The 13,877-nt window shown below is 61.2% G+C and carries 12 protein-coding genes; 10 read left to right on the plus strand and 2 right to left on the minus strand.

Going from position 1 to position 13,877, the window contains the following annotated elements:
* The 4 genes from VGG64_27280 to VGG64_27295 form a co-directional block, all read left to right on the plus strand.
* Window positions 1-711 (plus strand): hypothetical protein (locus tag VGG64_27280; protein HEY1603336.1); only part of this gene is annotated, 711 nt, incomplete at its 5' end.
* A gap of 121 nt (window positions 712-832) precedes the next feature.
* A complete protein-coding gene (locus VGG64_27285) occupies window positions 833-1,426 on the plus strand; it encodes a DinB family protein (protein ID HEY1603337.1) in 594 nt (197 codons plus the stop codon).
* A 158-nt stretch (window positions 1,427-1,584) separates the two neighbouring features.
* Window positions 1,585-4,191, plus strand: coding sequence for a DNA mismatch repair protein MutS (mutS, locus tag VGG64_27290; protein HEY1603338.1), 2,607 nt, complete (start codon window positions 1,585-1,587; stop codon window positions 4,189-4,191).
* A gap of 77 nt (window positions 4,192-4,268) precedes the next feature.
* Window positions 4,269-4,541 (plus strand): DUF4242 domain-containing protein, encoded by a 273-nt coding sequence (locus tag VGG64_27295; protein ID HEY1603339.1) that lies wholly within the window; start codon window positions 4,269-4,271, stop codon window positions 4,539-4,541.
* A gap of 42 nt (window positions 4,542-4,583) precedes the next feature.
* On the opposite strand, the gene VGG64_27300 is transcribed toward VGG64_27295, so the two are convergent.
* Complete coding sequence (locus VGG64_27300) at window positions 4,584-5,504, minus strand: tetratricopeptide repeat protein (GenBank protein HEY1603340.1); 921 nt, start codon at window positions 5,502-5,504, stop codon at window positions 4,584-4,586.
* A gap of 534 nt (window positions 5,505-6,038) precedes the next feature.
* Between VGG64_27300 and VGG64_27305 the strand changes: the two genes are divergently transcribed.
* The 6 genes from VGG64_27305 to VGG64_27330 all read left to right on the plus strand — a co-directional run bounded on the left by VGG64_27305 (window position 6,039) and on the right by VGG64_27330 (window position 12,972).
* A complete protein-coding gene (locus VGG64_27305; protein ID HEY1603341.1) occupies window positions 6,039-6,254 on the plus strand; it encodes a hypothetical protein in 216 nt (71 codons plus the stop codon).
* A 9-nt stretch (window positions 6,255-6,263) separates the two neighbouring features.
* Complete coding sequence (locus VGG64_27310; protein HEY1603342.1) at window positions 6,264-6,389, plus strand: hypothetical protein; 126 nt, start codon at window positions 6,264-6,266, stop codon at window positions 6,387-6,389.
* A gap of 295 nt (window positions 6,390-6,684) precedes the next feature.
* Window positions 6,685-7,542 carry a serine protease gene (locus tag VGG64_27315; protein HEY1603343.1) on the plus strand — a complete coding sequence of 286 codons (858 nt, stop codon included), beginning with the start codon at window positions 6,685-6,687 and terminating at the stop codon, window positions 7,540-7,542.
* A 93-nt stretch (window positions 7,543-7,635) separates the two neighbouring features.
* Window positions 7,636-8,310, plus strand: coding sequence for a uracil-DNA glycosylase (locus VGG64_27320; GenBank protein HEY1603344.1), 675 nt, complete (start codon window positions 7,636-7,638; stop codon window positions 8,308-8,310).
* Window positions 8,311-8,465: 155 nt separating this feature from the next.
* Window positions 8,466-11,306, plus strand: coding sequence for a PVC-type heme-binding CxxCH protein (locus VGG64_27325; GenBank protein HEY1603345.1), 2,841 nt, complete (start codon window positions 8,466-8,468; stop codon window positions 11,304-11,306).
* 556 nt (window positions 11,307-11,862) lie between these two features.
* Window positions 11,863-12,972, plus strand: coding sequence for a dockerin type I domain-containing protein (locus VGG64_27330; GenBank protein HEY1603346.1), 1,110 nt, complete (start codon window positions 11,863-11,865; stop codon window positions 12,970-12,972).
* A gap of 51 nt (window positions 12,973-13,023) precedes the next feature.
* Here VGG64_27330 and VGG64_27335 read toward each other — a convergent pair whose 3' ends face one another.
* Window positions 13,024-13,848: a dienelactone hydrolase family protein gene (locus tag VGG64_27335; protein ID HEY1603347.1), complete on the minus strand. Its 825-nt coding sequence runs from the start codon at window positions 13,846-13,848 to the stop codon at window positions 13,024-13,026.
* Window positions 13,849-13,877 lie beyond the last annotated feature (29 nt).

Consider the following 13,877-nt stretch of genomic DNA (forward strand, 5'->3'; position numbering starts at 1 on the left):
AGGTCCATAATCGTGACCGGAGCAGACCTACGCAAAGCTGCCGTCTTACTGCGTAGCCTGCCCGACGACGCTGCCGCGCAGTTGCTCTTGGCGCTTTCCGTGCGCGAGGTCGAGGTCGTCCAAGCTGCAATGGCTGGCACGAGCAACGTGACTGTCGACGAGCAGTTGAGTGTTCTCAGGGATTTTGCTGCCGCAACGCACGTACCCCGGCAGGCAACGCATCAAGGTCAGGCAACTTTTGATTTCCTAGAGCGGGTCGATCATAAGATCCTCTTATCTCTTTTGTCGAACGAGAGCCCGCAAGCTTGTGCGCTCGTAATTTCGCAATCGCCCACAGCCTCGGCCGCCGAGCTGTTGCTGGCCCTGCCCGCCGACCTACGGCCGGACATAATCGAGCGGATCGCCACGATCGGTCAGGTCCGTTGCGACGTGCTGCACGACGTCGCGCAGGCCCTCGCCGAACGCGTTGCCGCGTTGCACGTACAGCGTGCGGAATTCGTCGACGGCGCGATCGCAGCCGCCGATGTTCTGGCCTCGTTCGACCAAGCCCGCGAACGCACTTTGCACAAATCTGTCGCCGAACTTGGGCGGGTCGATCGCGGGGTAATAGATCGTGCCTGGCGCACGGCGGCCGGAGACATTCGCCAGCCTGCCGACTTGGAGGCACCGCGCAACGCTCCCCGCCAATCGCCCGAGCGACGCGTCGCTTAACTGGGCAGCCGCTTTGGTGATCGCGGATTGTCAGCCGTCGCCGCGCGTCATTAGGCTATCATGCCGCATAGGCTTATCTGGTGCGTCTGGCACCACGATTGTCTCTTCGAGCGAATCCATGATGGCTGACCGTGTCGAGTTCGCATGCGAGATCGACGACAGCGTTCCCACGACGCGCGATACGCTGTTGGTCGCGCTGGAGAAAACGCATCGTGACGTAACGGGCCTCTGGCAGCGCCTCGGTGCCGATGAATTCTTTACGCTGCCGGCCGATCGGGGTTGGTCTCCGGCCGGCAATCTCGTACACCTTGTCGGTGCCCTAACCCCCGTCACGATGGCTCTGAAGCTGCCGCGTTTCGTCCCGTGGCTACTATTTGGACGTCCCAGCAAGCCATCGCGCGCGTTCGTCGAGTTGCGCGATGCGTATCTCGGAAAATTGGGCCAGGGGGCCACGGCGGGCCGTTTCGCCGCCCAGCGTCGGCCGCCGCCGGCGAATCCGATCGCCGCGCGAGATGCTCTGGTCGCGCGCTGGCAGCCGGCCGTGCCCAAACTGTGCGCCGCGCTGCGCCGCTGGGATGACGCAGCGCTCGATCGATACCGGCTGCCGCACCCCATTCTCGGCAAGCTTTCCGTGCGCGAAATGCTGTACTTCACGGTGTACCATCTCAGGCATCATGCCGAGATTGTCGCCGCGCGCTTTCCTCGTGCGAATTAAACCGGGCCTGCTCATGGGCTACCGGCCTGCACGTCGCCGAGTAACCACTTGTGACGCGCACTCGATTTGCTAGCATTCGACCAGATGACGGCCGCTGCGCTCGCGCGTCGCGGGCTGAAGTTGCCACGGAGTTGGACACGCGCGAATCGGGAGCAAGGATGACCGTCACCCCCATGATGCGGCAGTACCAGGACGCCAAGGCGGCCTGCCCCGACGCGCTGCTGCTATTTCGCATGGGAGACTTCTACGAGGTATTTCACGACGACGCCAAAACAGCCGCGCGCGTCTTGAATCTCGCGCTCACCAGCCGTGAAAAGGGGGAAAACGCCATCCCCATGGCAGGCTTTCCCTACCATCAACTGGAAGCGTATCTGGGCAAGTTGATTGCGGCCGGCCTGCGCGTGGCCATCTGCGATCAGGTGGAAGATCCTCGCGAAGCCAAAGGGCTCGTAAAGCGCGAGCTGACGCGCATTGTTTCGCGCGGCACGGTAACCGACGACGCTCTGCTTGACCCGCGCGAGAATAACTTCCTTGCCGCACTTGTGCCGGGCAAAATCTCGGGGCTGGCCTGGGTCGAGCTATCAACAGGACGTTTTCACGCTGCGCAACTGCCGGCCGACAAATTGTCGGACGAGTTGGCGCGCATCGCGCCGGTGGAATGCCTGTTGGGAGAAGACGTCGAGACGCCGGCCCACGTGCTGGCCGACGGCATGCTCATAACGCGACGCCCAAATTGGGCCTTTGCTCAGCACACCGCCCAGGAGACTCTGGCCAAGCATTTCGGCACCCACACACTTGAAGGCTTTGGCTTTGCCGCCGAGGATACGGCCGCGATCCGCGCCGCCGGCGCCATCCTCGATTATCTTGTCGAAACGCAAAAGGCTTCGATCGACCATGTCGATCGCCTGATCCCCTATCGACCAGGCACGGTACTCGAAATTGACGAGGCGACGCGACGTAGTTTGGAAATCAGCCGAACGCTGCGCGATGGGCAGCGACAAGGCTCGCTGCTCGGCGTCCTCGATCGCACGATCACGGCCATGGGTTCGCGATTGATGAGCGATTGGGTGGCCAATCCGCTCACGGATCTCGACACGATCGATGCCCGACTCGATGCCGTGGCCGAACTGGTGGGAGAGATGCCCCTCGGCGCCGGATTGCGCGAATCACTCAAGGGGATGTTCGACGTCGAACGATTGCTGGCCCGAGTAACAACCGGACGCGCCAGCCCGCGCGACCTGAGCTGCCTGGTTCGCACGCTGCGCGCCCTGCCGGCGCTAAAGGCCCGGCTGACGGCCCGCAAGAGCGATCGGCTTAATCAACTGGAAGGCATGCTCGACTTGTGCCCCGAACTACGCGCGCGACTCGACGCGGCGCTGGTCGACGATTGCCCGCTGCTGAGCCGCGAAGGAGGGTTCATTCGCGCCGGATATCGTAGCGAGGTTGATGCCTTGCGCGAGTTGGCCACCGGCGGCAAGCAATGGATCGCCGGCTACCAGGCCTCGGAGGCCGAGCGAACGGGAATTCCCAATCTCAAAGTCGGTTTCAACAACGTCTTCGGCTATTACCTGGAAGTCACCAATCCGCATCGCGACAAGGTGCCGCCCGAGTACCATCGCCGCCAAACGGTGAAAAACGCCGAGCGCTATGTGACTCCGGAATTAAAGGAATACGAAGAAAAGGTCCTCACGGCCGATGACAAAGCCAAGCAGTTGGAATACGAATTGTTCCTGGAACTGCGCGATGCCACAGCCGCCGAATCGCGCCGCCTGCGTTCCACGGCTCAAGTCTTGGCCGAGCTCGATTGTCTGGCTGCGCTAGCGGACTTGGCGCGACATGCCGGGTATTGCCGCCCCGTGCTGGTCACGGAACCGCGTCTACGTATCGAGGCGGGGCGTCACCCCGTGCTCGACGCGCAGATGCCGCAAGGTTCGTTTGTGCCGAATGACGTCGCGATGGGCACGGACGAAGGGCTCGTCCTCTTGATCACCGGTCCCAACATGGCGGGCAAGAGCACTTATATTCGGCAGACGGCCCTGATCGCGCTGATGGCGCAGATGGGCAGTTTCGTTCCCGCAAAAGCGGCAACAGTGGGCATTGCGGACCGCATCTTCGCCCGCGTGGGGGCCAGCGACGATCTGGCCCGCGGCCGTAGCACCTTCATGGTCGAGATGACCGAGACGGCGCGGATACTCAATACCGCCACGGAGCGCAGCCTGGTGATTCTGGACGAGATCGGCCGCGGTACCAGCACCTACGACGGCGTGTCGCTAGCCTGGTCCGCCGTAGAATACCTGCACGACACGGTCGGATGTCGCACGCTCTTTGCGACGCACTACCACGAGTTGACGGATCTGACGCAGTCGCTGGCCAAGCTACGCAACCTGAACGTAGCGGTTCGTGAATGGCAGGACGATGTAGTCTTTCTCCATAAAATCATCGACGGGCCAGCGGACAAGAGTTACGGTATCCATGTGGCGCGACTGGCTGGCGTACCGCGCGAGGTGCTGGAGCGGTCCAAGCAAATACTTGCGCAACTCGAACAGGAGCATTTGGACGAGGGGGGACGATCGAAGCTTACGCGCCGCCGCCGGGCTACGCGCGTCGGCGACTTGCAGCTCACCCTGTTCGCACCCGCCGACCATCCGCTGCTGGACGAGATCCGCCAAATCAACGTGAACGAATTGCGCCCCGTAGACGCGCTCGCGCTACTGAACGAGTGGCAGACGAAATTAGGTGCAAAAAAGAAGAGTATCGAAGGTTAACTGTGTCTATAAAAGGCAACAAAACGATACGAAACGCCGACCTATTCGCGACACCACGCCCCCATCAGGAGTCCGTCATGCCCAAGTACGTTATTGAACGCGAAATCCCCAACGCCGGCGCGATGACGAAGGACGATTTGCACACCGCCGCGCAAACCTCTTGCGGCGTGCTGAAAAAGCTGGGTCCGACAATCCAGTGGGTCGAAAGCTATGTTACCGACAACAAGGTCTACTGCGTCTATATCGCGCCGAGCAAGAGCTTGATCGAGCAACATGCCCGCGAAGGGGGATTTCCCGCCAATCGGATCTCGGAAGTCCGTGCGATCATCGACCCGACCACGGCCGATTGAAAGCTCGCGCGGTGGCGAGATCTATAGCGGGGGTCGGCTCAATCATTCTTGCCCGGAATCGCGATACGGCTTTTTGTCGCGATAGACTTCCAGGCGGTCTTGCGCCGTTTTCATGAGTACGACATCGCCGAGTTTCAGATCGATGGCCTTTTCCTGATACTTAATCGCTTGCTCGAACTCGCCAGCTTCGGCGTACGCCGCGGCGAGCGTGCTGACTTTGTCGGCATCCGTCCAGCCGCTCAGCTCGCAGGCCCTGATCGCCAATCGCACGGCCTTTGTGCCATCGCGGAAGTTGGCGTCAGGGCAGGTCGCATATATCCACGCAAGTCCCTTGTAGGGGGACGAGTAATTCGGATCGAGGCGGATGGCCTGGTTAAAGTCCGCGATTGCCTTCGTGTAATCTTTCTTGGCCCCGTGGGAGTTACCACGATTGAAATAAGCGATCTTATTGTCCGGATCGAGCCGGATTGCTTGATCATGGTCGGCAATCGCTTTTCCGTAATCCTCCTTGGCTTCCCAGGCCACGCCACGATTGGTGTAGGTAACCGACGTTGGCTGCAACTTCAGTTTCTCATTGTAATCGGCGATCGCGCGATCGAAATCCCCTCGGTGCCGCCACGCCACGGCGCGAAAGTTGTATGCCCAAGCATTGCGCGGATTGCGATTGATCAAGCGCGTGTAGTAGGCGGGTGCTTCGTCAAGCGTGACGACATGGTTGCGGCTTACCCAACCTTTTCTGTCGTCCCCGACCCACAGCCAGGGACCGTTCACGTTCTGAACGACGAGGGGAAAACTCAGCGATCGAAAGTTGACAACGACGCCGTTTACAGAAACTTCGCAATCCTCCTTGGGCAATACCTTCTGACCGAGCATCGCCGTCGAGGGATCGACGGCCTCGGATCTCGCCGCGGCGACCAAAGCGATTACAAAGCTCAGCAGTCCCACGCAGCGCGACGAAATCATCGAAGTGAACTCCTACTCTTCCGGCAACGGGCCACGAATGCGCGCCGAGCGCTTTGATATTGCCTGGACGCAATCTACCAAAGCGGCATTTCCGTTCAATTGATTTCTTGCTGCTGCGCGCGCGTAGCGATGGGATCCACCGCTGCTGCCGAGGAGCTACCCGCACAGGGCGGCAAATGTCGCGGTCGTGCGGATATTACGGACGCCTGATTTCCTGAGCAGGGGTCGTTCCGACCGTTTCCTGCCGGCGCTGACCGCATATTTCTCCCCAGCGCGGCAATCCGTTGCATCAGCAACGTTCGTCCCGGCGGCAGCGATTCCTCCTCGTAATCTGTACCTGCCTTTCGGCATGTAACGGTGCCAGGGGAGATTGCCCCCCAGGTAAGCCGTGCCGGCATACGTCCGACGTTTTCATCAAAGGTGTGCAAACGTCCGACATCCTCAGTAGAGGGGCGCAACGCAGAGCTAGTGTCAGGTAACCAGACGGTCGGTCGACAGATGCTCCACAACGCCAACAGATCGGGATCTCCTAAGGTGCGAGCGACGCTGTATGTTTCTGCAGACATGCTGGAACAGGCACGCGATGCCGCATTTCATTTGGCGGGATTCCCCGCGCGACTGACGCTTACCAAGCTGGTTGAGAACGCACTGGGCGCTGAGTTGGCGCGCCTCAAGGAACGGTACAACGCGGGAAAGGACTTTCCTCGTCGCGACGAAGACCTCAAAGGCGGTCGCCCGATCGCCGCATAGGTGCTCTCCATGGCTGAGGCCACGAAATCGCCCTCGCAAAGTTCGACCGAGTTGCAGAAATTGCGCGCCGAGTTGCTGCGGCTGATCGTCAAGAACAATGACGCTCGCGCCCGCCGTGTCCCGATGCCGCGCTAAACCCGTATCGAGTGTTTCCTTGGAAAGAGCTATCGGCGCAGTGGTTGTATGTCACAGGCGAGTCGCGTGCCAGGAGCGCTTCTCCGCGCGCGGGCAAACGCCGTCGGCGGGCTGCAATTCTGCCGACACATACTGGGCACGAGCGGGACGCGATATCCTGCTACGATTCTTGGCATGGGCTACGATCACGTACACGGCCGTCTCGGTGAACGCCGCACGGGGCGCATCCTGGCCCTCCTTCACACCGTCAGCGCAACAGGCGCCGGCGCAATCCCAACGACCACATCCCGCCGTCGTGCGGGTTATCTCGCCTGAAGGGGAAGGCACCTCTTACGGCTCGGGCACCTTGGTCGATGTTCGCGGCGACTATGGCCTGGTCCTTACCAATTGGCACGTGGTGGCGGACGCCACCGGCACCGTAGAGGTGGTTTTCCCGGACGGGTTCCGTTCAGCCGCGCGTGTGATCACGACCGACCGAGTGTGGGATCTGGCGGCGCTGGCCATTTGGAAACCAAATGTCGCGCCGGTCAAGCTATCGGCCCGCGCTCCGCAGCCTGGCGAGCCACTGACGATTGCCGGCTATGGATCGGGATCGTATCGGGCCGTCACCGGCACCTGTACGCAGTACGTGGCGCCCGGCATGAACAAGCCCTACGAGATGGTCGAGCTGTCGGTTGCCGCGCGTCAAGGTGACTCTGGTGGACCCATCCTCAATAGCCAGGGAGAATTGGCGGGCGTGTTGTGGGGCGCCGGCTGGGGAACGACGTCGGGCAGTTACTCGGGCCGCGTCGCCGCGTTCGTGTCCGCCATCATGCCTCCGCCGGGTGTGGGAGAGGAAAGTCAAATCGCGCAGGCGTCCTCGGCCACGTCCGCCGGGCCCGCACGTCCTGTCGTGCCGGTCGACTACAACGCGCCAATTGCTCAGAATCCACAGGCGCGCGGCATCGTTAGCGATCGTCAAACCACGGCTGCCCGCACGGCAGGCGCTACGTCAGGGGGTGCTGCAACTGCCTCAGGCTCGACGGCTGCGGACGACGCGAATTCTGCCATTCAGCAGTCCAGTCCCGTAGAAGAGATCGAGCTGTTCCTGGCCTTTGTCGGTGCTGTCGCGTTGGTCATGCACGCCGTGCGTCTGATCCTGCCTGGAAAATAGCGGTCTCCCGCTCTCGACCGACCTCTTGCGAGTGCCACGGGCTTCTTCCGCACGCCACTGGTAGTGCGCGAGGTCAACCACTAAAAAGCAGGGATGCCGACCTGGGCCGCCCTTAATAAGCAAATCATCGCCTGCGAGCTTTGCCCCCGATTGCGTGAATATTGCCAGGCGATCGCGACCGAAAAGCGACGAGCGTTCACCGCTTGGAACTATTGGGGCCGGCCGGTCCCGAACTTTGGTGACCCGGCCGCGCGACTGTTGATCGTGGGATTAGCTCCGGCCGCCCACGGTGCCAATCGCACCGGCCGCATGTTCACCGGCGATCGCAGCGGAGACTGGCTGTACCGCGCGCTGCATAAAGCGGGATTTGCCAACCGTCCGCAGGCGAGCGATCGCCACGACGGCCTGGAACTGATCAATTGCGCGATAACGGCCATGGCGCACTGCGCGCCCCCCGATAATAAGCCCACCGTCGCCGAGATCGCGAACTGCCAGCGGTGGCTCGTCGAATCCATCGACCGCGTGCCGGCCACAGTCCTGTTGGCCCTCGGTCAAATCGCCTGGCAGGGAGTCGTGCGCGAGGCCCGCCGGCGCAATTGGCTGACCGGCCCGGCCGCCAAATTTCGGCACGGCGCACAGCAGCCGCTGTCCGACGGTCGCTGGCTGTTGGGGAGTTATCACCCCAGCCAACAAAACACGTTCACCGGCCGCCTGACTGAACCCATGTTCGACGAAGTTTTCCGTCGAGCGCGCGAGCTGTTAAGCTAGTCCTCCGTGCCAAACGTCGTCCTGATGTCGGATGCCGGGTTGCCAAGCCGTGCACTCATCGACATTTTTGGCGCTTGATCCACTAATTGACGCCGCGTCGGTCATGCCTCCAGAGATCAATACAAGCGTCTTCGCCGTACACTCGCAGGTACCTCATGCTTGCCACCGTGCTGTTGTGCGTCCTTGCCTCGGTCGGAGATGCTCCTGCCGGCGAAACGGAACCTAAATCGCTCGATCCGCGCGTGGTGATCGAACAGTTCGCGGCCGAGCCCGACATCGTGACTCCCACCGGCATCGCCATCGATCAGCGCGGTCGCGTGCTGGTCGTCGAAAGCCATACGCACTTTCGGCCGGCCGATTATGCAGGCCCACCAGCGGATCGGATACGCGCCTTGGTAGATACCGACGGCGACGGCCGGGCCGACCAGGTCACGAATTTCTATGAAGGGGGCACGGCCACCATGAATCTGGCCGTCTACGATGATGGCTCGGTCTTCGTCGCCACGCGGATGGAGATATCGCGACTGTTCGATCACGATAACGATGGCAAGGCCGACGAACGCCTGTTGATCGCACATCTCGAAACTGCCGGCAACTACCCGCACAACGGGCTATCGGGCTTCGCGTTCGATGGACTGGGCAACGTCTACTTCGGCCTGGGGGAGAATCTCGGCGCCAAGTACCGATTGGTCGGCACCGATGGCGCTGCGCTCGAAGGGGGCGGCGAAGGAGGGAGCATCTATCGCTGTCGCCCTGACGGCACCAAGCTCACCCGCATTGCGACCGGATTCTGGAATCCGTTTCATCTCTGCTGCGATGCGTACGACCGGCTATTCGCCGTCGATAACGATCCCGACTCGCGCCCCCCTTGCCGCTTGTTGCACATCGTGCCCGAGGGGGATTATGGATATCGTTACCGCAACGGCCGCAAAGGAGTCCACCCGTTTACGGCCTGGAATGGCGAGTTGCCCGGCACCCTGCCCATGACGGCAGGAACCGGCGAAGCTCCATCGGGCGTGCTGGCATATGAATCGGACGCGCTGCCGACCGAATACGTCGGCACGCTGCTGGTGACCAGTTGGGGTGACCATCGCATCGACAGCTTTCGGCTCAACCCGCATGGCGCCTCGTTCCGCGCGCTGGCTGAACCGATCGTCACGGGTGGCGATAATTTCCGACCCGTCGTCATCGCGTTGGCCGCGGACGGCTCGTTGTACGTCAGTGATTGGGTCGACAAATCGTACGATTTGCACGGCAAGGGGCGTGTCTGGCACATTCGTGCCCGAGATGCCGTACCGTTGAAACGTCCGAGCGACCCCGCACAAGCCTTGTTGTCGGGGGATCGTCCGCTCAGGCAAAAAGCCGGCCGGATGCTGGCCGGGTCACCTAGCACATCAAAGAATCTGACGTTGCTCAGCGACGTAGCGCAAAAGGGCGCGGACCCGCGCGTGCGTGCCGACGCGTTAATCGCGCTGGCTCGCGCCGGCAAAGCCGATAGCATTAGGGAGCAGATCGCCCTGCACGACTCTTCAGCGGATGTCCAGTCCTTGGCGATCGGTTTGGGGACGGAATACACAGATGCTCTCAGAAATCGTGCCTCGCCAGAATCTCCGTCGCTGGTGCGTGCCGCCGCACTACGACGATTGAGCGATACATCTTCGCGGACCGTTGTCATCGCGGCACTGGCCGATTCCGATCCGTTCATCGCTCAGGCGGCACGAACGGCACTAGCGCACAGCGCGACTATCGACGAACGATTGTCCTTGGCCGCGGCCGAATCAAGCGCCCAAAGACTGGCCGCAATATTTCTGCTCCGCGAGTTGCCCGAGCCAGCAGCGCGCGCTGTGCTTCCAACGCTGCTCCGCGATGCCGACCCAACCGTGCGATTTGCCGCCGTGCAATGGGTGGCCGAAGCGGGCTTGCAGGAATTCCGCAACCAAGTCGTCGACGGCCTGGCCACCGGTGCCACGACCCGAGCGTTGTTCGAGGCTTATCTCGCGGCGCTCGAGCGCCTCGACGGCGTGCAGCGCGCCGTGAAGGATGAATGGAGTGGCGACCAATATGTGCTGGCGTTGCTTGAAAACCCAGAGACCGCGTCCGCCGTGCGCGTGCGAGCCTTGCGCGCATTGCGTCCTGATCATCCGGGACTGACACCGCAATTGCTCGGCACGTTGCTCGCGTCCACGGATCCGGCCATGCGTTTAGAGACAGTCCGCACGTTGCGCGAGCGGAAAGATCCCCTGGCCGTGGATCAGGTCGAGCAGATTGCCGTCGACGAGCGCGCCGCTATCGGCCTCCGCGCCGAAGCGATCGTGGGGGTGGCGAATGACACGTCGGAACGCCGGGCGCTGCTTTTGAATCTTGCCACAGGCAACGTCGCGACATTGGGCCAAGAGGCGCTGCGATCATTACGCGGCGCACCCCTCGACGCCGGAGCACGCGATCGTTTGGTGACGGCCGCCGCGCATGAGACCGATGCCGAGTTGGTCACCCGGCTACTGGGCACTTCGCCAAACCCACCGCATCCGGACCGCGCCGATCGAGAGGCATGGTTGGCGCTGGTACAAGCGCCGGGCGATGCCGCGACGGGCGAACGGATTTTTTTCCACCCGCGCGGACCAGCCTGTTATCGTTGTCATCAGGTTGATGGGCGAGGGGGGACCATCGGTCCGGAGCTTTCGTTCACGCCTCAGACTTTATCGGCGGCACGATTGTTAGAGTCGCTCTTGGAGCCGAGCAAAGAGATCGCGCCCCAGTTCACCGTCTGGAACGTGGTACGCAACGATGGAACCATGTTGACCGGCGTTCTACTGTCGGACGATCCCGACGGCACGCGGCGTTACGGAACCGCGGATGGAGAAATCATCGGTGTTCAACAATCGGAAGTCGCCGAGGTACGCCCGCAGAACAAATCTCTCATGCCGGATAGCCTTTGCGATCAGCTAACGCCCAGTGAGCTGCGCGACCTGTTCGCCTATCTTCGATCCCCCCGGTAACCGAGGCCGTCTTGCGGGGCGAACGGGATTCCCTGTGTTGGGGGGAAATCACATGGGCCAGAGGGCGCTCCGGCAATCAGCACAAGCCAAATAAGTCGGCCAAATGAAAATAGCGTTATTTTCCGCAAAAAAGCTTCCCTTGATCTATTCGTTCGTGTAAGAACAATCCTGGAGTAGATAAGGCGTTTGATGTTCGCACGCCGTTTTTAGCCAGAGCCGGGCTGTATAGAGTCCACATCGAGCATTCGCTCGATCTATTGCCAGGCCTTGTGCGCGCCGCGGCTGCAACGGGGTTGAAAAACGTCCGAATCGCGTGAGTTGACAGGGATTGGTCAGCAGTTTCGTACGTGACGCCTGCGGGCGCCTTGGATGGCAATCTGTCTCGGCTCATCGGCTGGACGGTCTGCTGTAACCGGGTGGTCGGCTGTCGTTGCCGAGAGCCCTGGTTCCTTGTTGCTTCTCATTTGATGTCCTGTCTGCCGTTCTGAAGCGGTTTCGCAGGGGTGCGCAATCGCGCTCGTGGTATGTCCTCATTCGCTCAGGGAAGTCACTGCGCATGCGATATCTGACCGCTTGCTGTGGATTGCTGCTTGCGATGACCAACATCGCCAGCGCAGTGATCATCTCTACCGGAAACGGCACCGGGAACATTACCGCGCCGGCCAATGACCCCGGCTTCGCCAATGTGGGAATACGCGGCAGCGGTAGTGCCGTCTATCTGGGTGATGGCTGGGTCCTGACAGACGCCCACGTCGGTGCCGGAACGACGATGCTCAACAACGTCTGGTACAACGCGGTCCCTAACTCGGCGGTGCAACTTGCGAATCCGCCCGGCGCCGGTTTCACCACCGATAGCGACCTGCTGCTCTACCAGATCGCGAATCCTCCGAATATTCCCTCCGTTAACATCTCGCCAACCCCCGCGGCGATAGGGTGGCAGGTGACGATGATCGGGGCGGGTCGCGACCGCAGCAATTCGCAGTTAGCCTACTGGAACTCGAGCTGGCAACCCTCGTCGACGCCATCGACGTATACAGGCGAAATCTGGGCCGCCACAAACGAAATCCGTTGGGGTACCAATATCATTAGCTCGGCGGGCTTTTTACAGGGAATCAACACCGACTCCGAGAAGTCGTTTGCTACGACCTTCGACCAAAATGGCACGGCCTTCGAGGCGCAGGGTTCGCCCGGAGATTCCGGCGGCGCCGTATTTCACCAAGAGGCTTCCGGCCTTTGGGATCTGGCAGGCGTCATGTTCTCTATCAGTACTGCCACGGGGCAGCCGTGGGGCACGTCGGTCTTTGGCAACGTGACGTATTCCGCTGATCTATCGGCTTATCGTAACGAAATCTACCAGTTGATCGGCCTTCCTGGGGACGTGAATCATGATGGCGTCGTCAACGGCCTTGATCTCTCAATCGTTGCCAGCAATTGGTTGAAAATGGGCTCTGGCTCAAGCAATATTCCCGGCGACGCAAATCATGACGGCGTCGTCAATGGACTTGACATATCGATGATATCTGGCGCTTGGGATGCCAGCTTAACGACGGACACTCTCATCTCAAATGCGATGAGAATACCGGAACCGTCCAGTATGGGCTTGGCCCTATTGGGTGCCGCTACGCTGCTAGGCTTCTACCGTAGGCGTGCTCGTCGTTCCACCTAGCGAACTCGCACCGCCTGAGTCTCTCGCGCGCGCCGTGGCGACGACCGGGCTTCATAACTTCGACAAAAGATCTTTCAGCCTTTTCCAAGCGTCGGCGCGGGCGTTGCGATCCGCTGGCTTGGCGTCCACCGCCTCGCCTGCGCGCAGGAAGCCATGACCTGCACCGGCATACGTAACCGGCTGAAAGTCCTTGCCGAGCGCTTTCATTTTTCCCTTGACCTTGGGAACTTCGCCGGTGATGCGGAAATCGTTCTCTCCGTAGAATCCGTAAACCGGCACGCGGATTTGCTTCATTTGCTCTTCGTTGGGCGCGGCGCCGTAGAAGACCATTGCCGCCGCGATTTCAGGATTGTGCGCGGCGAAACGGAATGCCTGTCCGCCTCCCCAACAGAATCCGGCAACAACCACCTTCTTGTCGGCGGCCGACAGCTTCATCGCATAGTCGACGACGCCATCGATGTCAGCCATGACTTGTTCGGTCGAAAGGTTGTGAATTGCCTCCCGTGCTGCCCCGGCCGATTCGAACGAGTCCGCCCCCCCTTTCTGAGGCCCCGCCTGACTCAGCAAGTCGGGCACGATGGCAATGAAGCCAGCGGCAGCCAGCTCGTCGGCCAATCCGCGCTCCCAGGGCGTCAGGCCACGATTCTCGTGAATCACGACCACTGCGTGGGCCGGTTGATTCACCTCTGGGTAAACGACAAACGTGCGCAGCGTGCGCTCCCCCGCCGCAGAGACCTGCACCCATTCTTGATGGCGCGGCGACTCCTCCGCCGACTTTCCCTCTGAAGCGGGTTCTGCCTGCGCCGTAGCGACAAGCAAAGCCAGCACGCTCAGTCCGCCACATAAATAACGACGAGAATGACGAGGTCGATCCATGACAGCTCCTTTGATATCGCGAGTCGCGG

The organism is Pirellulales bacterium, from assembly GCA_036490175.1.
GTDB lineage: Bacteria > Planctomycetota > Planctomycetia > Pirellulales > JACPPG01 > JACPPG01.

What these genes read in the sequence shown, in the direction of transcription:
- VGG64_27310 (HEY1603342.1), top strand. Translation starts at nt 6,264, where the DNA reads ATGGCTGAGGCCACGAAATCGCCCTCGCAAAGTTCGACCGAGTTGCAG.
- VGG64_27335 (HEY1603347.1), bottom strand. Translation starts at nt 13,848, where the DNA reads ATGGATCGACCTCGTCATTCTCGTCGTTATTTATGTGGCGGACTGAGC.
- VGG64_27285 (HEY1603337.1), top strand. Translation starts at nt 833, where the DNA reads ATGGCTGACCGTGTCGAGTTCGCATGCGAGATCGACGACAGCGTTCCC.
- mutS (HEY1603338.1), top strand. Translation starts at nt 1,585, where the DNA reads ATGACCGTCACCCCCATGATGCGGCAGTACCAGGACGCCAAGGCGGCC.
- VGG64_27330 (HEY1603346.1), top strand. Translation starts at nt 11,863, where the DNA reads ATGCGATATCTGACCGCTTGCTGTGGATTGCTGCTTGCGATGACCAAC.
- VGG64_27295 (HEY1603339.1), top strand. Translation starts at nt 4,269, where the DNA reads ATGCCCAAGTACGTTATTGAACGCGAAATCCCCAACGCCGGCGCGATG.
- VGG64_27325 (HEY1603345.1), top strand. Translation starts at nt 8,466, where the DNA reads ATGCTTGCCACCGTGCTGTTGTGCGTCCTTGCCTCGGTCGGAGATGCT.
- VGG64_27320 (HEY1603344.1), top strand. Translation starts at nt 7,636, where the DNA reads ATGCCGACCTGGGCCGCCCTTAATAAGCAAATCATCGCCTGCGAGCTT.
- VGG64_27300 (HEY1603340.1), bottom strand. Translation starts at nt 5,504, where the DNA reads ATGATTTCGTCGCGCTGCGTGGGACTGCTGAGCTTTGTAATCGCTTTG.